19 protein-coding genes and 1 tRNA gene are annotated in these 17,066 nt (G+C 63.5%); 10 read left to right on the forward strand and 10 right to left on the reverse strand.

The window, feature by feature from the left end; all coding sequences use genetic code 11:
- Positions 1–130: 130 nt before the first annotated feature.
- The 3 genes from QCE73_RS05340 to QCE73_RS05350 form a co-directional block, all read right to left on the reverse strand.
- Positions 131–1,621 carry an esterase-like activity of phytase family protein gene (locus QCE73_RS05340; RefSeq protein ID WP_309880105.1) on the reverse strand — a complete coding sequence of 497 codons (1,491 nt, stop codon included), beginning with the start codon at positions 1,619–1,621 and terminating at the stop codon, positions 131–133.
- Between the two features lie 41 nt (positions 1,622–1,662).
- Entirely contained in the window at positions 1,663–3,063 is a 1,401-nt protein-coding gene (locus QCE73_RS05345; RefSeq protein ID WP_309880107.1) for a glycerophosphodiester phosphodiesterase family protein, read from the reverse strand.
- Positions 3,064–3,237: 174 nt separating this feature from the next.
- Positions 3,238–3,513 (reverse strand): hypothetical protein, encoded by a 276-nt coding sequence (locus tag QCE73_RS05350; protein WP_238210337.1) that lies wholly within the window; start codon positions 3,511–3,513, stop codon positions 3,238–3,240.
- 239 nt (positions 3,514–3,752) lie between these two features.
- Here QCE73_RS05350 and QCE73_RS05355 point away from each other — a divergent pair, with 239 nt between their 5' ends.
- Positions 3,753–4,325 (forward strand): hypothetical protein, encoded by a 573-nt coding sequence (locus QCE73_RS05355; protein ID WP_309880108.1) that lies wholly within the window; start codon positions 3,753–3,755, stop codon positions 4,323–4,325.
- Between the two features lie 326 nt (positions 4,326–4,651).
- On the forward strand, positions 4,652–5,359 hold the full coding sequence (locus QCE73_RS05360) for a DUF2968 domain-containing protein (protein ID WP_309880110.1): 708 nt from the start codon (positions 4,652–4,654) through the stop codon (positions 5,357–5,359).
- A gap of 62 nt (positions 5,360–5,421) precedes the next feature.
- On the opposite strand, the gene QCE73_RS05365 is transcribed toward QCE73_RS05360, so the two are convergent.
- On the reverse strand, positions 5,422–5,646 hold the full coding sequence (locus QCE73_RS05365; protein ID WP_035503354.1) for a hypothetical protein: 225 nt from the start codon (positions 5,644–5,646) through the stop codon (positions 5,422–5,424).
- An 85-nt stretch (positions 5,647–5,731) separates the two neighbouring features.
- On the opposite strand from QCE73_RS05365, the gene QCE73_RS05370 reads away from it, so the two are divergent.
- Positions 5,732–5,974: a hypothetical protein gene (locus QCE73_RS05370; RefSeq protein ID WP_035503355.1), complete on the forward strand. Its 243-nt coding sequence runs from the start codon at positions 5,732–5,734 to the stop codon at positions 5,972–5,974.
- A 57-nt stretch (positions 5,975–6,031) separates the two neighbouring features.
- Here QCE73_RS05370 and QCE73_RS05375 read toward each other — a convergent pair whose 3' ends face one another.
- Positions 6,032–6,538: a PRC-barrel domain-containing protein gene (locus QCE73_RS05375; protein ID WP_035503356.1), complete on the reverse strand. Its 507-nt coding sequence runs from the start codon at positions 6,536–6,538 to the stop codon at positions 6,032–6,034.
- 110 nt (positions 6,539–6,648) lie between these two features.
- Between QCE73_RS05375 and QCE73_RS05380 the strand changes: the two genes are divergently transcribed.
- Positions 6,649–7,326, forward strand: coding sequence for a ribonuclease HI family protein (locus QCE73_RS05380; RefSeq protein ID WP_309880112.1), 678 nt, complete (start codon positions 6,649–6,651; stop codon positions 7,324–7,326).
- 58 nt (positions 7,327–7,384) lie between these two features.
- Here the strand turns inward: QCE73_RS05380 and QCE73_RS05385 are convergent, their stop codons facing one another.
- Positions 7,385–8,134 (reverse strand): SDR family oxidoreductase, encoded by a 750-nt coding sequence (locus QCE73_RS05385; RefSeq protein WP_404989731.1) that lies wholly within the window; start codon positions 8,132–8,134, stop codon positions 7,385–7,387.
- Positions 8,135–8,439: 305 nt separating this feature from the next.
- Here QCE73_RS05385 and QCE73_RS05390 point away from each other — a divergent pair, with 305 nt between their 5' ends.
- The 4 genes from QCE73_RS05390 to QCE73_RS05405 all read left to right on the forward strand — a co-directional run bounded on the left by QCE73_RS05390 (position 8,440) and on the right by QCE73_RS05405 (position 12,398).
- Positions 8,440–9,516: a porin gene (locus QCE73_RS05390; RefSeq protein ID WP_035503543.1), complete on the forward strand. Its 1,077-nt coding sequence runs from the start codon at positions 8,440–8,442 to the stop codon at positions 9,514–9,516.
- 66 nt (positions 9,517–9,582) lie between these two features.
- A complete protein-coding gene (locus QCE73_RS05395; protein ID WP_309880114.1) occupies positions 9,583–10,215 on the forward strand; it encodes a LysE family translocator in 633 nt (210 codons plus the stop codon).
- A 522-nt stretch (positions 10,216–10,737) separates the two neighbouring features.
- Positions 10,738–12,282, forward strand: a complete 1,545-nt coding sequence (locus QCE73_RS05400) for an oligopeptide:H+ symporter (protein ID WP_309880115.1) — start codon at positions 10,738–10,740, stop codon at positions 12,280–12,282.
- Positions 12,283–12,321: 39 nt separating this feature from the next.
- Positions 12,322–12,398, forward strand: a tRNA-Met gene (locus QCE73_RS05405).
- A gap of 319 nt (positions 12,399–12,717) precedes the next feature.
- Here the strand turns inward: QCE73_RS05405 and rpsU are convergent.
- From rpsU to QCE73_RS05425, 4 genes are all read right to left on the reverse strand, one after another.
- Complete coding sequence (gene rpsU, locus QCE73_RS05410; protein WP_006999077.1) at positions 12,718–12,930, reverse strand: 30S ribosomal protein S21; 213 nt, start codon at positions 12,928–12,930, stop codon at positions 12,718–12,720.
- A 164-nt stretch (positions 12,931–13,094) separates the two neighbouring features.
- Complete coding sequence (locus QCE73_RS05415; RefSeq protein WP_309881913.1) at positions 13,095–13,403, reverse strand: 2Fe-2S iron-sulfur cluster-binding protein; 309 nt, start codon at positions 13,401–13,403, stop codon at positions 13,095–13,097.
- A gap of 26 nt (positions 13,404–13,429) precedes the next feature.
- Entirely contained in the window at positions 13,430–14,023 is a 594-nt protein-coding gene (locus QCE73_RS05420) for a YigZ family protein (protein WP_309880117.1), read from the reverse strand.
- 53 nt (positions 14,024–14,076) lie between these two features.
- The gene (locus tag QCE73_RS05425) at positions 14,077–14,616 is read right to left on the reverse strand and encodes an N-acetyltransferase family protein (protein ID WP_309880119.1); all 540 of its coding nucleotides are present in this window, start codon (positions 14,614–14,616) and stop codon (positions 14,077–14,079) included.
- A gap of 274 nt (positions 14,617–14,890) precedes the next feature.
- Between QCE73_RS05425 and QCE73_RS05430 the strand changes: the two genes are divergently transcribed.
- Positions 14,891–16,477, forward strand: coding sequence for an EAL domain-containing protein (locus QCE73_RS05430; protein WP_309880120.1), 1,587 nt, complete (start codon positions 14,891–14,893; stop codon positions 16,475–16,477).
- Between the two features lie 49 nt (positions 16,478–16,526).
- Entirely contained in the window at positions 16,527–16,925 is a 399-nt protein-coding gene (locus tag QCE73_RS05435) for a hypothetical protein (RefSeq protein WP_309880121.1), read from the forward strand.
- Positions 16,926–17,066: the final 141 nt, after the last annotated feature.

Consider the following 17,066-nt stretch of genomic DNA (forward strand, 5'->3'; position numbering starts at 1 on the left):
AAAACAGTATATACGGTTTATGCGCGTGCGGGCCGCGTGCGCGCGTTTCCCGAACGCGCGTCGCATCAAGGTGACATGCCCACGGCGCGCGAGTTATCTACACGCTTGTCCACCGAAACTGTGGACAAGCCTACTTGCCGTGACCATGCCCGTGATCGTGATCATCGCGATCATGGTCATTCCGATCGGACCGGCAGGCCTTGTCGTCGCGGCCCTGCGCGCCGGGCAGACGTTGCGCGACATAGTCCGGCAGATCGGCGGCGTCGATCGCGAACACGAAGAACTGATTCGGATTGTCGATGCCGTTCGGATGATTCGTGTCCGTCACGGTGCCGACGAAGTCGTTGTCGTTGGCGATGAAAAGCGTGTGTTTGAGCACGCCGCCGACGCGCACGTCCGGCCCGAACGCGAGACTTTCGAGCTTCGCGGGAATGTCCGTCGATGCGATGCCGTGCGCGTTCAACACGCTGACGACATCGAGAAAGAGCGTCTTCGCGAGCGCGTAGGGCGCAAGGCCGCTTTCTCCGCTCGTCTGGCTCACGTCCTGCGCGCCGTCGATATCGACGCGATACACGCGCTTGATCTTCGCGGTCGAGTTGTCGCCGAGTCCCTTGCCGTCGCGTTCGTCGAGCAGCAGCTCGTGATCGTTCACCGCGACGATATCGCTGATCGTCGGATAGTTGGGCGCGTCGGCGGTGCCCATGTTGGTGAGCGGATACGCGTATTGCGTCGTCTTGCCCGTGCGCAGATCGATGCGCAGGATGCGCGTGTAGGCGCCGTTCGTGCCGCCGTCCTGCAGTAGCGGGCTTTGCATCGCGCCGAAGAGCGTGTCGCCGTCCGGTGCGATCGCGAGGCCTTCCATGCCCTTGTTCGCGACGCGGCCCGAGGTGTTCTCGCTGATCTCGTCGTTGCCGATCGGCGAGAGCGTCGTCACTGCGAACGACGCCGGCACGCGATAGGCCGCGATGCGCTCGCCCGTGCGCCGGTCGAATCGATAGATGTAGGGGCCGTACTCGTCGGAGATGAAGACGCTCGCGCCGTCGCGCGCCACGCGGATGCTTTCCGGATCGAAGCGGGCATCGCGCGCATAGGTGGAGGGCTGCGTCGGCGTGAAGTTGTCCGAGCGGCCCGTGAAGTAGTGCGTGTGATTCGACGCGTTCAGCGCGGGCGCGCCGTTGCCGACGTTTGCGGCAGCGCCGTCGCCATAGACGAGCGGTTCGCGCGCGTGGAGCAGCGTCGTATCGACGAGCTTCGGATCGAGCGTATAGAGCAGCTTGCCGCCTCGCGCGCCGGCTTCGAGGCGCAGGATCAGCGTCTGAAAGCGATTGATGTACGACGCGGTGTCGTCGATGGCCTTGTTATAAGAGATCGCGTTGGGACCGCGGTCGGGCACGGCGACGAACGTGTCGCAGCCGGCATACGCGAGGCCCGAGCCGAGGCCGCCGAGCAGATTGCCCGGCGCGCCGTTTTCGAGCGGAGCGGAGGTCGCTTTCGAGCGATCGGCGGCGTTGCCGCTCAACTGGCCGATCGCGATGAGATCGACGCCCGCCCACGCGGACGAACACGCGACAGTCAACGCGGACAACGCAAACGACAAGGCACATGCACGAGCGCGAACCATGAAGCTCTCCTTTCGATGGATGAAGCGAAGCGTGAGCGAGCCTAGCGGCCGAGTTCGCGCAGATAAGCCGTGCGGGACGCGAAGCCGGTGTTGGCGAAGTCGGTGAACACGCCGTCGACGCCGAGCCTGAAGAACTGCAGATATTCGCCCGCCGGATCGCCGTTGTAGCTGGCCGCGAGATACTTCTTCTCGTTGCGGAACGTGAATACGTGCACGAAGAGCCCGGCCTTGTGCGCATCGCTGATGACGCTGGTCGGGGTTTGCGTAGCCGCCTGCGGAGTCGAGCCGGTGAACGGCGTGCCGTCCGGATTGGTGGCGGGGAAGGGCGAAATCCTGACCGGCACGATCTGCGGTTTCCACGGGCCGATGCCATCGGCATAGGTCTTGATCTGCGCGAGTCCCGAAGGCGTGAGCATCGCGTCGAACCAGCGCGGATCGCCGGCGACGGTCCAGTCGAACGGCCGGCTGTCGGTGATTTCGTTATAGATCACCGCGCCGGTGCGGAAATCGATGTCGTAGCCGTCGATCAGTTGCACGACCTTCGTGTTCAGACCATGCGTGCGCATGTACTGGAGACTGCCCGGCTCGAAGCTCTGCACGAACAGGGGCGCGTTGCGGGTGTTGAGGCCGTTGTCGTTCAGAATCCTGATGAGCGCGTCTTCGAGCGGATGACTGCCCGGCGCGCCGCAGCCATTCGCGATCGCCTGGGCGTTGTTCCAGGTCGGGTTCTTCGTCTCGGGATACACGGCGATCGCGCGCCCGGTCGACGCGCTCTTCGCCTTCGCAATATCGATGATCTGCTGAAACGTGAGGATCGGGAACTTGCCGTTGAACTCGGTGGGGCGCTCGTTCGCGGCGTCGTAGGTCGTGCCGCCGAGGAGCGTGCCGAGTTCGGCGGCGGTGAAGTCGGTGATCGACCAGTCGCCCGTGTGATCCTCGCCATCGACGACCAGCGATTTCAGCACCGACTTCGGATCGGCCGGGTTGGTCAGGTCCGTGAGATATCGCGACGGTCCCGTGTCGGGCGTGGACTGCCACTTCACGTCGACGAGCACGCCGGGCACGGTGCGCTTTCTCGCCGCCACCGCCGGGTTCGTCTTCGCCACATCGGCGATATTGGTGTTATCCGAAAGCCACGGATTATGCCGCGCGACGAGCACGCAATCCTTCGACAGATGCAGGTCTTCTTCGAGCGCGTCGGCGCCGCTGTCGGCGGCGAGTTCGTAGGACGGCTGCGTTTCTTCGGGGCGCAGGCCCGGCAACCCGCGATGGCCGATGACAAGCGGCATCTGACCGTCGAGCGTGGAGAACGCGGTGGGTGTCGTGGCGGCTGGCGGAGGGGCTGAAGCGCCGTCGCCGTGACAGGCCGCGAGCGCGAATGAAAAAGCGAGCGCGGCGCGCGCCGCAATGGAGTGCCTACGATGCGTTCGTGCAAGCTTCATTTCGCTTCCTGTCGGCTTCGAATTGTCCCCGCGCATTATTACGAGTGGCGAGTGACGTTTGTATGACTAAGGAAGCGCCCCTTTAACTGTACGAACTATCGGCTGTCCGTGGCGACCTCGGGATTCCGAAAAAACGCCGGCGCGTGGCCGGCGTCGTGGACGAAACCGTGCGAGTTACTGCTTGATCGTTCCGGTCGATTGGGAACCTTGCGACTGATTCGGCGACATGCCTTGCTCGCGTTGCTGCATGAGCGTGCCGCTGCCGGACGTGCCGGACTGTACGCCGCCCTGAGAGGCATCGCCCGTGCGCGGAGCGGGCATCGGCTCGTTCTTGCCTGGCTGCATTTGCTGCTGGCGCTGCATCAACTGATCGCGCGACATCTCCTGCGAGAGTGCGACCGTACTGGAGAGCGCGAGGAGCGCTCCGGCAATCATGATCGGGGTCTTCATATCCGTCTCCTTGGAACCGGCGCCGGTCGCGCCGCTTACAGGCTTGTCAGCATCGAACGTGCCGCACTGATGCGGATTAGGATTGTCCTTATTTGTATCTGAAACGACGATAAACGGTCGATAAACGGATAGCATATTCGATAGGCCATCACGAGCGCGGGCCATTACAATTCGCGATCCAAACAACCGCGAATTGTCTGAATCCGACTCAAAAGGGCTGAACGCCACGGAGTATTTTCATGTCGATCTCACTGAATGAATTATTGGCATGGCGCGATCGTTCGCCCGAACAGTCGGGTGAAGAAGCGCGCATGCTGGATGGACTGATCGCGCGCCGGGAAGCGGAGTTGCGCGCGAGCATCGCGGATTTGATCGCATCGGCCAGCCAGCGGGAAAACTGGAAACTGCAGCGCTGTGCGGCGGTCGCGCGGCGCGTCGAGCAAGCCCCGGTGCAATACCTCGAATCGATTCACGATTTTTTTCAGAATCGCGACAAAGACCCGCAGCAAGTCGAAACGCCTGCGGCTCTGTCGGACTTCTTCGCAATCGATCAGCAAGGACACCATGCTCCGCGTGCGCCGGTGCAAATGCCTCTCGTGGCGAATCCCGGCGTCGACGTTCCTTCGCCGGTCGCCGATCTGCATGGCGCGATGCGCATGCTCGAATCGCGCGTCGCCAATACACCGGGATACGCCTGCGGAGTGCAGGGCGTTAGAATCATGCGCATGGTCGCGCTGATGTCGAAAGCGCGCTCCGCCCAGATCGCAAAGATGAGAATCAGCGGGACACAAGCGTCTTATCGCCACTCCTGACGTTTCGATAATTTCAATCGGCGTGTTCTGATTTTCATATCGTTATTTTTTGTGCCGTATTTCTTGTGGAATCCGCTTACCGCATCGGCGTTCTTTCGCTTCGTTTGAAACATCGAACGTCTCGCCTATACTTGATTCGACAGCTTATTTGATCAAGAACGAATGGACGTCGTTCGTCATGCAGAATAATCGCGTTCTGCATTTCAGGAAATTCGAATAGCGTATGTTGCGGTCCTGTTTTCCGCCAATGCCACTGCATGATCGCTGGTCCTAAAAAGGATCCGCAGGGAGCCATCGTGAAAAGCCTGCTGAGCAGAAGAGGGAGCTTGCTCGACAATGCACCATCGTTTCTCGTGCGCCAGAAAGCGCACAATCCAGTCCGTTTCGTCGTGCCTGAAATTCACGCCGAAAATGAACCCGAAAACGACGAAGCCCCGGCAACGCACGCTTCGACGCGCGTAACGCCGCTGCGGCCCGCCGCGGTGCCGGTGCAGCAATCAGGCAAGCAGGGGCTGCAAGCCGCGCAACTCACGGAGGTCGACTGGCTCCTTCAGCAAGGCGTGCTCTCGACGTTTCGCACGTTTCAGAGCTTCGGCTATTCTGCGAGTTTGCTGTTCTATCCGCGTGATCTTGTCTACTACGCCGTGCTGTATCACGAGGGTGCGATCTGGCGCGTGCTCAAGGCCGGCGACATTGATGCAGCCGAGCCGGCGTTCCGACATTACGTCGAACAGGCGATGCGACTCGCCGACGCCGAAATGCGGCGCGCGCATCTCGAGGCGCAGAACGAGCAGTTTTCGCGTCTCATAGCGGAATCGGAAGCGCAGATCGAGCGCGTGCGTGTCGACCTCAATCGAGGCGGCGATCACGATCAGGAGGTCGCGCTGAAACAGCAGGAAGTTCGCAAGGCATTGGCGCAACTCGAAGGGCGCCGCGCCGCCGCGCAGGCGCAACTGAACAAGCTGCGCCGCCAGCTTCATCAACTCGAATCCACGGTAAACGAGAGCGTGCCGCACCTGCCGTCATTGCGATGACGTCACATTTATTCGTCCGAAGAAAACTTTTCGATCTCGCGTAGAATCGCCCCTTCGGGCAGCTAGTCGATTTTTTCGGCATACTCCGCACCGAACTTCGCAATATATGTGCTCAGCCCGCGTCCGGCGCGGGCGAGCTGCTTCATTTCCTCGACACGCGCGCGACCGGGCACGCGATAGTCATACAAGTATGTCCCGCCGCTGACAAAGCGCACCTTGATGCCGTCGCGCAGGATGTCGAAGGCTTCGACCCCGGAGTTGCCGGCAAGATTTCGGTAGGGTTGCATGGTGCGTTCAAGCTCGAATCTGCGCAAACGATTGCGTGTTCGAGGCTGGCCTAAAGTTTTGTCGGCCGGGACCGTTAAGGGTGTCATGGATAAAGATCAATTCCCGTTCCTCGACTCGGACGACCCGCACTTTCAGCACGCACGCGCGCTGAGCCTCTCGGTCGGCGCGATCCGACGTGCGCAGGGCAAGTGCAGTCCGAACGACTTCCCGGTCGGCTCGCTCGAATGGCACTTCGCCATCGAGGACTTCGCGGGCGATGTCCTGCGCGCGCTGATGGGCGAAACCGAAAACACCGACGTTCAAGTCGGCGAGCGTCGCCGCGACTGATCGCTCGCACGCCGTTCGCGGCGTCTTGGCCGCCGTTCGGCGGCAATCTCCTTTTGCTTATAGCTTCACCCCGCCTGCTTCGGGCGCATCCACGCCGCTTGGCGGGATCGCGCCGCTCGGGCCGACGTCGCTCGCGCGATCACTCGACCAGTACGGCTCGCGTCCGTAATGCTGATGCACGGTGCTCGCCCAGACGCGGTCGGCCATCGACGGCCACGAATCCTTGTCGAAGCCCGGCGAATTGCGCACCTGCTCGGCGGTCGCGTCGAGGCGGAAGCAGCGGTTGTCGGTATCGAGCGTGAGCGCGCTCCACGGCACGGCCAGCAGCTTGTCGCCGATGCCGAGAAAGCCGCCGCTCGACAGCACCGCATACGCGACGCGTCCGCTCGTCACGTCGAGCATGATTTCCTTCAGCGAGCCGACGTCATGGCCGTCGCTGCTCATCACCGAATTGCCGTCGAGCGTGCTCGCCGCCATGACATCGGGTCCTGGGCCCGCGGCCGTCGCCGCGCCCTTGCCAACGATCTTCGCGCCTGCCGAAGACGGCTCCGTCGATTCAATCATGATCCGCTCCCTGACTGGTTATGGGGATGCATTTCAATCAGCAACGGTCGTACCATGACGCGTCACGGACGTCTGCTAAGCTCGGGATTCGTTCAATCCCGTCGACATCCATGATCGCTTTCGAGGAACTGCTTGCGGTTGCGTACAAGAAGGAGTGCGCCCAGAGCCGGCGGCTCGCCAAAGGCGCGGCGATTTCCGAACATGTGGCGCTCGTCAGGACACTGGAAAAGGCGGCGGCGGGGCAATCCTTGCGCGATCTGGTCGATGCGCGCCGCGCCGCGCAAACCCGACACGCCGACGCGCTGCGTTCGCGCGAACGCCGGCGCGCCGAGCGTGCGAATCGCACGAAGCGCAATACCGAGATCGACACCCACGGATGGCGCGGCTGGTTCGACGGCTCCGCGCTGCCGAATCCGGGCCGGCTCGGGATCGGCGGCGTGTTGATCGGGCCGCTGGGAGAGACCGTCGAGATCAGCGTCACCGCGGGCACGGGCGACAGCAGCGCGGCCGAATATCTCGCGCTCATCGCGGTGCTCGAGGCGGCGGAGCGCGCAGGCGTCACGGATGCGGTGATCTACGGCGACAGCCGCGTGGTGATCGACGACGCCGGCGCGCTGGACGGCGCAGGCATCCGCTCACTCGCGCATCATGCCGCGCGCGTCCGTGCGCTCATTGCGCGGATCGGTGATGTACGGCTGCAATGGATCCCGCGTGCTCGCAACGTCCGCGCGGACGCCCTGTCGCGCGAAGCGCTCGATTCTGCGCGAGCGACGGTCGAAGCGGCCTGACGCGGCCCACGCGAGCCATAAGGCATTCATAAGCCGCTGGCTTCAATAATCCGTTCGGTCATTTCAAATCGCGGACGTCCGCCGTTGGCGCGTCGCCGAATGCATCGCTCAACAGATAGTCGACGACCTTTTGCGCCGACTGTTCGGGCGTCGCGAGTTGGCCATCGCGTTTGAGCGCGTCGAAGCGTTCACGCAGCGGAAAGCGTTCGAGTTCCGTCCCGCGGATTTCGGCCTGCATTTCGGTGTCGACGACGCCCGGCGCGACGCTACAGATGCGCAGCGCGCGATCGCCGTCGAGTGCGACCGCGCGCGCGTGATGATCGAGCGCCGCCTTGGTCGCGCAGTAGATGCTCCAGCCGGGATAGGCGTTGCGTGCGGCGCCGCTGGAAATATGGACGATGCGCGTATCTGTCGCCGGCGCGGTCGCACGGACCACGGCCGCCGCGAGCATCAGCGGAGCCGCGACGTTCACGCTGACCGCCCGCGCGACGGCAGCCGGTTCCTGAACCGCGAGACTGCCGACCGGCGCCAGCATCCCGGCGTTGTTCACGAGCAGCACGCGCGCCGCACCGGAAACGAAGCCGGACAACGCTTCGCCCGACAGCCATTCGGTGAGCTTCGTCAGATCGGAGAGATCCAGTTCGATTTCGTGCAAGCGGCCGGGGTAGCGCGCAGCGAGTTCGTCGTTGCGCTTTCGGGAGATCGCGAGCACGTCGGCGCCTTGCGCGAGCAGAAGCTCCGCGAGCGCGGCACCGAGTCCGCGAGTGTGACCGGTGAGGATGGCGCGAGTCTGATGGGACATGGGCATGATCGGGTTGGCTGAAGTCGTCCCGATTCTACGGCCAAGCACGGCCGCGTGTCGGCTACGCCCAGTCTCCACGATCGCGCAACATGAAAACGTGCGGAAAACGGTCGTTCGTTGGTTCCAGGACACAGGAGCGAGCGGCGGCCTTTTTCTGACTGACAAACGGCTTCACAAAATTGACAATCCTCTTCAAACAAGAATCGCCGGAGCCTTCCATGCCGAACCGCGCCAAAGCGTCCCGAGCTGTGCCGTCGATTTCCGGGGCGGGCGATGCCGTCGCGCCCGACACGCGTTCGCTGACGTTTTCGATGGCGGTATGCGCGACGCTCATCGGCTTGCCGGCGGCAGCCTGGGCGCAAAGTTCGGTGCAGCTCTACGGCGAGCTCGACACGGGCCTCGCCTACACCAGCAACGTAGGCGGCCATTCGCAGTATCGGCTGACGAGCGGCACCGTCGACGGCAGCTACTGGGGTTTGCAGGGTTCGGAGGATCTGGGCGGCGGCGCGCGCGCGATCTTTCGACTCGAGCGCGGCCTGTCGGTCGCGACGGGCGAAGGGCTCAACGATCATCCGGTGTATGTCGGCATCGGCACGGATACGCTCGGTACGGTTACGTTCGGCCGCCAGTACGATTCGATTCACGACTATTTTCAGACCTTCACGCTCACCGGCAACACGGGCGGCACCGCGTTCGCGCACGTGCTGGACAACGACAACGCCAATAACTCGTTCCTTGCCTCGAACTCCGTCAAGTACACCAGCGCGAACTACGGCGGCTTCAGCTTCGGCGGACTCTACGCGTTCTCCAACGAAGCGGGCGCGTTTTCGGATAACCGCGCGTACAGCGTCGGGGCGAACTATGCGGCCGGCTCGTTCAATGCAGGCGCGGCCTACCTGCATAACAACGGGCGCGGCAACACGACTAGCGGCGCATACGACTCGCTCGCGCTTCCCGGCTCGGGCAATACGGTCTTCAACGCGAACGTGCAGCAGCAGAACACGTTCGGCGTCGGCGTGAGCTACGAGCTCGGCGAATTCACGCTCGGCGGCGCGTTTTCCCGCGCGATCAACTCCGGTGTCACCGACGCCGATAGCGGCAACCTCCTGCCGTCGCTCGCGCTCAACAATTACGAGATCAACGGCATCTACAAGCTGACGCCGGCCATCCAGTTGTCGGGGATGTACGTGTACACCAACGGCGGCGGCGCGCACTGGCACGAGGGCGCGCTGCAGGTCGACTATCTGCTGTCCAAGCGCACGGATGTGTATCTCGAATCGATCTATCAGCGCGCGTCGGCGGGCGCGCCGGCGGTGATCAATACCAACGATCCGTCGAGCGGCCGCAATCAACTGATGCTGGGCACGGGCATCCGTCATCGTTTCTGACACTTCTGAGGGCGTCGTGCGCGTGCTAAGTTAGCGGTCTACTTTCCGCTGGCCAGCAGGTGTCACATGTCGCTCCAGACCTTCTCGATTTTTCTGCCCGCGTGCTTCGCCATCAATATGGCTTTCGGACCGAACAACGTGCTGTCGCTCTCGAACGGCGCGCGCGATGGCGTGCGCGCGTCGGTGCTGGCGTCGTCGGGACGGATCGTCGCGTTCGCGATCATGATCGCCATCGCGGGACTGGGGCTCGGCGCGCTGCTGCTGGCGTCGCAGACGCTCTTCACCGCGATCAAGCTGGCCGGCGCGGCTTATCTCGTCTGGATCGGCGTGAAGCTGCTGCGCTCGGGCCCGTCGCTGGTCATCGAGGAGAAGGCCGCGGCGCGCGGCCCCGTGAGCCTCGCACGGCTCACCAAGCAGGAGTTCTGGGTCGCCGCCGGAAATCCGAAGGCGATACTCGTGTTCACGGCATTCTTTCCGCAATTCGTCGACCGCGGCGCGTACGCGACCAGCTTCGCGATTCTCGGCGCGACTTTCCTGCTGCTCGAACTGGTGGCGATCGTCATCTATGCCGCGTTGGGCGCGCGCCTGGGTTCGCTGTCGCGCGGCGCGCGCGGCTTTACCTGGTTCAATCGCGTGAGCGGGGCGCTCATGATCGGGTTCGGCGTGATGCTGGCTTTCGTCCGCCGGCCTGCGACCTGAACCGGCGATATCGATATCGCGTTAATCGCGCGGATTATTACATTGAGTCATGGGGAATGACGGCGCATTAAGTCTTTAGGGCTATCCCCGAGTGACCCGAAACACAAATGACAACAAAATGCGGCACTCGCGAATCGCAATAAGCTTGCGATTCGCTTATATCAACTGACACGCACGGAAGCGATCCTTCTGCGCGTTCGAATCCGCAACGATCGCATTCTCGCCATACGCGAGATTTCGGTCAGGAAAATGGAAGTTCAATGAAAGTTCAAAGCTCCGCACGCCCGACGATGCCGCGTCGCGCGTCTGTCTCCCGCTCCTTCTCCGATAACGCTTTGCGCCGCATCTGTTGACCGCAAGCAGGACTTTGCCTGCAATTTGCGATAATCACGCGCGTCGTCCACGGATAATCGCACGCGCGTAATCCGTGCAATCCGTGCGACTCGCTCGTTTCGTCACTGCTTGCGTCCGGCATCTTGAATTGCGCCGATTCGCTTATCGTTGTCTGAAGGATCTTCTCCGATGCTTACTCACTCGTCCGGCACCTCGCAGACGCGCTCGTTCACGACCGTCTTTCTGATCGAAATGTGGGAGCGCTTTGGCTATTACGGAATGGCCGCGCTGCTCGTCCTGTTCATGGTCGACAAGATCGGTTTCGCCGATGACCACGCCAACCTCACCTGGGGCGCGTTCACGGCGCTCGTGTTTTCGGCGCCGTCGATCGGCGGCTGGATCGGCGACAAGGTGCTCGGCACGCGCCGCACCATGACCGCCGGCGCGATCGTGCTCGCGCTCGGCTATCTGATGCTCGCGCTGCCCATCGACACGCTCGGTTTCATGTACGCGTCGCTCGGTGTGATCGTCGTCGGCAACGGGCTTTTCAAATCGAATGCGGCGAATCTCGTGCGCCGCATTTACGAGGGCGACGACGCGCGCATCGACAGCGCGTTCACGATCTACTACATGGCGGTGAATATCGGCTCGACCTTCTCGATGCTGGCGACGCCGTGGATCAAGGATCACTGGGGCTGGCACGCCGCGTTCGCCGTGTGCTGCGGCGGCATGGTGCTCGGCTTGCTCAATTTCGCGCTGATGCGCCGCACGCTCGCGCACATCGGCTCCGCACCCGACGATGCGCCCATTTGCTGGAAACACGCGTTCGCGGTGGCGGCGGGCGGCATCGCGCTTGCCGCCTCGACCGTGTTCATCCTGCAGCACAAGGCGGTGGCCGTCGCGTGCGTCTATGCGGCGGGCGTCGCGATTCTCGCGATCTTCGGCTACATGCTCACGAAATGCGACCGCAGCGAGCGCGCCGGCCTCGTCGCCGCGCTGATCCTGACGCTCCAGGTCATCCTGTTCTTCGTGTTCTATCAGCAGATGTCGACGTCGCTCACGCTGTTCGCGCTGCGCAACGTCGATCCGTCGTTCTCGATCGGCGGCGCGGAGCTTTTCACGTGGAGCGCGGCGCAGTTTCAGGCGCTCAACCCGATCTGGATCATGCTGCTGAGCCCGATCCTCGCGTTCGTCTACACGCGACAGGCGCGTCGCGGCCGCGATATTCCCGTGGCGGCGAAGTACGCGCTGGGCTTCGTCGTCGTGGCGATCGGCTTCTTCGTGTTCGGTCTGAGCGGACGATACGCGGTGGAAGGGCGTGTGTCGTCGTGGTTCATGGTGGCGGGCTACGGCCTTTATTCGCTCGGTGAACTGCTCGTGTCGGGCCTCGGCCTCGCGATGATCGCGCGTTACGTTCCCGTCCGCATGAGCGGCTTCATGATGGGCGCATATTTCGTCGCGACGGGTGTGTCGCAGTATCTCGGCAGCGTCGTGGCCAACTTTGCGCGGCTGCCGTCGGGGAATCTCGAACCGCTGCAATCGCTGCCGCTTTATACGCATCTGTTTTTCGGGCTCGGCTGGCTCGCGGCGGGCGGAGCGGCGGTCGCAATGGCGCTTCTGCCCGTGCTCGGCAAGCTGTCGCGGGCGCATCAGCGCGCGGTGGACCAGGCTGTAAATGCCGGCGCGAAGGGGCGCGCACAGTCGGTGTCGGCGTTGAGTACAAACAACGTTTGACTTCGACGAATACTTCGGTCTATAATTTAATTCTTCAGACGCGGGGTGGAGCAGTCTGGCAGCTCGTCGGGCTCATAACCCGAAGGTCGTAGGTTCAAATCCTACCCCCGCAACCAAATCTTCAAGCAAAGAGCCCGGTTAATCCGGGCTCTTTGCTTTTCTGCGCGCGCTTTCCTTGTTTCTTCCTTATATCGACAGGAGGCGCACCCGATCTCTCAATCAAAAAAGCGCGTCGCCAAGCACGAAAAGCCTGCATGAGCTTTCACTCATGCAGGCTTTGTGCGATCTTGCCAACTCGTATCGATTGGGGCGCAACTCAAAGTGCGCGAATCCGCGAGCTTTCACGCGACCTGCGCGCGAAACCGCGACCCGATCGATCTCAGGCTGCGATGCCGGTCCTGTCAGGACGGACGAGGGCGCGATGCCCTGCGTCGCTCAATAGAATTTCTTCGGCAATTGTGCGCGACGGATCTGCTTGCGCAGACGAGCGACAGCAGCAGCTTTCTTGCGCTTGCGCTCGGTGGTCGGCTTTTCATAGGCCATGCGCGACTTGAGCTCTTGAATCAGGCCCGTGCGTTCGACGGTACGGCGAAAACGACGCATGGCGACGTCGAAAGGCTCGTTCTCTTTCAACAGTACTTTAGTCATTGAAATCTCGGTTGATCTGGCCCTGCCAGAATTTAGGGCAAAACGCAATTGTACACTTTTTGAGAGTCGGCCTGCACGCAGTTTGTACGAAAACCCGTACACGCGGACTCGGGAATCACATCGTAGGTCGTTGAATCGAGACGACAATCCCGAAATACCCGGGTTCAGAACCCGCGCGAACGGACAGGCCGCGAATCGGGCGTGGCCTCGCGCGCGTCGGGCTGGTCGATGGTCACGTCCGATCGGGCGAGCGCGACGCACGGCAAAATCCATCCCTCGGTCTTTTCCTCGGCGGTGAGTCCGGGCCACTCGATGCGATACGCGATCTCGCCATCGACGAGCCTGCACATGCACGCGCGGCAGGTGCCGTTGCGGCACGATCGCGGCAGCGACAGACCCGCCTGCAACGCAGCTTCGAGGAGCGTGACGCCGTCCCTTACCGCGACGAAGTGCCCGCCCGGCTCGATGACCATCGCGAAGGCGCGCGGCGCGTCGTCGCTCACGCTTTCACCTCGACAGCCGCGCGGCCATGGGTGAGATCGCGCAGTTCGGCGGCGGCGGGCTCGCGCGCCACGGCGGGCATGCGCACCACCAGGCGCACGCTCATCCTGTATTCGCTTTGCACGAGTTCGGCATCGTGCTGCTCGATCCAGCGGCGCACGCGCGCTTCGTCGGCGTAGTCGATTTCGATGCCGATCAACCCGCGCTCGATGCGTTCGATGCGCTCGGCCAGTTGCATCGCGCTGGCGATCGCGTCGGTATAGGCGCGCACGAGCCCGCCCGCGCCCAGCTTGATGCCGCCGTAGTAGCGCACGACGGCGGCCAGCACGCCATCGACTTCGTGATGGCGCAGCACTTCGAGAATCGGCCGGCCGGCGGTGCCGGAGGGCTCGCCGTCGTCGGACATGCCCGACTGACCGCCCGCGAGCAGCGCCCAGCAAACGTGCGTCGCAGCCGGATGCTCGGCGCGCAGGCGTTCGAGTTCGCGCATGGCTTCATCGCGGTTCGCGACGGGCAGGGCGAGCGCGATGAAACGGCTCTTGCGGATGTCGATTTCGGCGCTGACGGGAGAGGCGAGGGTGTACGTTGGCAAAGCGAAAATGCGCGGAAGGCAAATGTCGAATCATAGCCGCTCGGCGCGCCCGCTTATGCGGCGGTGTCCGAGGCCGTGTTCAGCGCGCGCTGCATCAGCACCGTATCGACCCATCGTCCGTGCTTGAAGCCGACATCGCGCAAAACGCCGACATGCTCGAAGCCGAGCCGCGCGTGCAGCGCGATCGATCCGGCGTTGCCGCTGTTGCCGATCACCGCGATCATCTGCCGCCACGGTCCGCGTTCGCATCGCTCGATGAGCGCCGTGAGCAGCGCGAGGCCGATGCCGCTGCGGCCGAAACCCTCGGCGACATAGACCGAATCTTCGATCGTATGGCGGTAAGCCGAGCGCGGCCGGTAAGCCGACGCGTACGCATAGCCCGCCAGCCGGCCATCGAGTTCGGCGACGAGATAGGGCAGGCCCGCCGCCGCGATCGCCGCGTGACGCGCGCGCATGTCGTCGACGGACGGGGCGATCTCCTCGAAAGTCGCGAGCGCGTGTTCGACATAGTGCGCATAGATGCGCGCGATGGCGTCGAAGTCCCCGGGCGCGGCGTCGCGCACGAGCGGGCGCGGGCAATCGTGTGAGCTCATAGTTGTCGTTCGATGCAAGGAAAAACGCCGTTTCTGGTCTGGCCATTTTCGCACGGCGCACGGTCGGCAAAAAAAGGGTTCGCGGGCCGTGCGGAAGCCCACTAAAAGGGCGAGTTTTAAGGCAAAGAAACGTTGAATCGGGCGATGCGCGGCCCCTACACTAGGTCGTTTGTCCGAGACTCTCGCAAGAGCGGCGCAACACGAGCCGACGTAGTCGAGCAGGGAACGAAAAACGCGCGCGCGACGTGCCTCGCGCCGCGGTCCATAACACGCAATGAACAAAATTCAACGTGGTGCGCTGGCGGCGCTTCTGATCGTCATCGTGGTAATCGCGGCGCTTGCGCCGGCGGGGATCGGTTTTCTGTTCGCGCAGCGCAGCCAGCGGCATGACGAGGCTGAACGCCTCAACACGGTCGCGCGAGCCGCGCTCCATCGCGCCGAAGACGTGACGCGACGTCTGTCGGGTGCGCTCGGGGAGATCGGCAAGGTGGCGGCGACGCCATGCTCGCCGCCGTATCTGAAAGAGCTGCGGCGCATTGCGCTCACGCACGAACAGGTGCGCGACGCCGGCGCCTACGATCACGATGGCCGCTGGCAATGTTCGTCGCTGCTCGGCGCGGTGTCGGCGGGCGTGCTCGATGGCCTCACGCTGCCGCCGCCCGACTGGCGCTCGCGCGACGGCATCATGGCGTGGTACGGCCTGTCGCGTCTGCCGGGCGGCAAGTCTTCGCTCGTGATGGGCCGCAACGGCTTCTACGTCGCCGCCGATCCTTCGCTCTATATCGATACGCTCGATGCCAACGATGAAGTCGCGAGCGGCGTCGCCGTCATCAACACGGAAGTGAGCCGCGTGATCGCGACCACGCCCGCCACCGACGCCAACGCCATCCTCGCCGTCTATCGCACCGCGCCGCCTTCGCGCGACTGCTCGCCGTATGTCGTGCGCCGTTCGGTGTCGATGCCGCTCGCCGTCGTCGTGAGCGCGCCGCATCAGACGCTGCATCAGCGCCTGCGCACGCTGCCCTGGGGCTGGCTGCTTGGCGGTGTCGTGGTGGGGCTCGCGTGCGCGAGCTGGGCGGCGTTCTTCATCGTGCGCCGGCTGTCTCCGCGCGGCCAGTTGACCGACGCGGTGCGGCGGCATCAGTTCATCGTCGCGTATCAGCCGATCGTCGATCTCGGCACGCGACGCTGCGTCGGCGCCGAAGCGCTCGTGCGCTGGAAGTATCACGATCGCATCGTGCGGCCCGATCATTTCATCCCGCTCGCGGAACATCGCGGGCTGATTCAGGCGATAACGGATCAGGTGCTCGACACGATCCTGCTTGAACTCGGCGATTTTCTTAAGCGCTACCCGGAGTACTACGTGTCGGTGAATCTCTCGGCGCAGGATCTCACGACGCATCGCTTTCTCGACGTGCTCGGCCCGGCGATCGCGCAACAGGGCGTGCGGCCGTCGCAAATCCGTATCGAGGCGACCGAGCGCAGCTTTCTCGACGCCGAAGCCGCCAAGGAAGTCATCAGCGCGTTCCGGGACGCGGGCCACGCCGTGTATCTCGACGATTTCGGCACCGGCTATTCGAGCCTTTCGCATCTGCAGAACTTTCGCATCGACGGCCTGAAGATCGACAAGTCCTTCGTCGATACCGTCGGACAGGATGCGGCGTCGAGCAGCGTCGCGTCGCACATCATCGACATGGCCACGACGCTCGATGTGCAGGTGATCGCCGAAGGCATCGAGCACGAGGAGCAGGCCGCGTATCTGTATGCGCGCGGCGCGCAGTTCGGGCAGGGCTGGCTCTTTTCCGCGCCGCTCACCGCCGCGGAATTCATCCGTTACGCGGGCCGGACGCGCGGCGCTTGATCGATACCGAATCGTCCTCACATTAGTCGTTTCCAGACGAGGCACGACCATGAACGACCAGACAGCCACCGCTTTCCTGCGCGACGTGCGGCATCCGCTGCTCGCGCTTCATCGCAGCGTGCTCGCGCATCTGCGCGCGCGCCACGAAGCCGAGTTCGGGCCGGTGTCGCCGGGCGAATTCCTGCAGATCGTGATCAACGGTTCGGCGTATCGCTGGCTCGCGCCGCTGTCGACGCTGATCGCGGCCATCGACGACGTGCTCGATGACGACGAAGCCACCGCCGACGCCCGCATCGCGCACGCGAAGGCGGTCGTCGACATGTTCAGCGCCGGCACGCGCGATCCCGTCTTCGCGGAGCAGTTCCTGCCCTTGCTGCAGGACAGCCCGGAGATCGCCGTGGCGAGCGGGCAGGTCGCGCAGCACGTGCGGAGCGTCGCGCGCGCGTGAAAGGCCGGCGCGCGGTCTATCGAAAATGCGACCTGAAAAACGCAAGTTTCGTCGGCCGCGCGTATGCGGGTTTTCCTGTCTGTCGCACGCGGGCAGCGTTGCGCGGCGGGCGCATGAGCGCGCCGCCGCTCGCGCCGTCCT

The organism is Caballeronia sp. LZ029 (genome assembly GCF_031451275.1).
GTDB lineage: Bacteria > Pseudomonadota > Gammaproteobacteria > Burkholderiales > Burkholderiaceae > Caballeronia > Caballeronia jiangsuensis.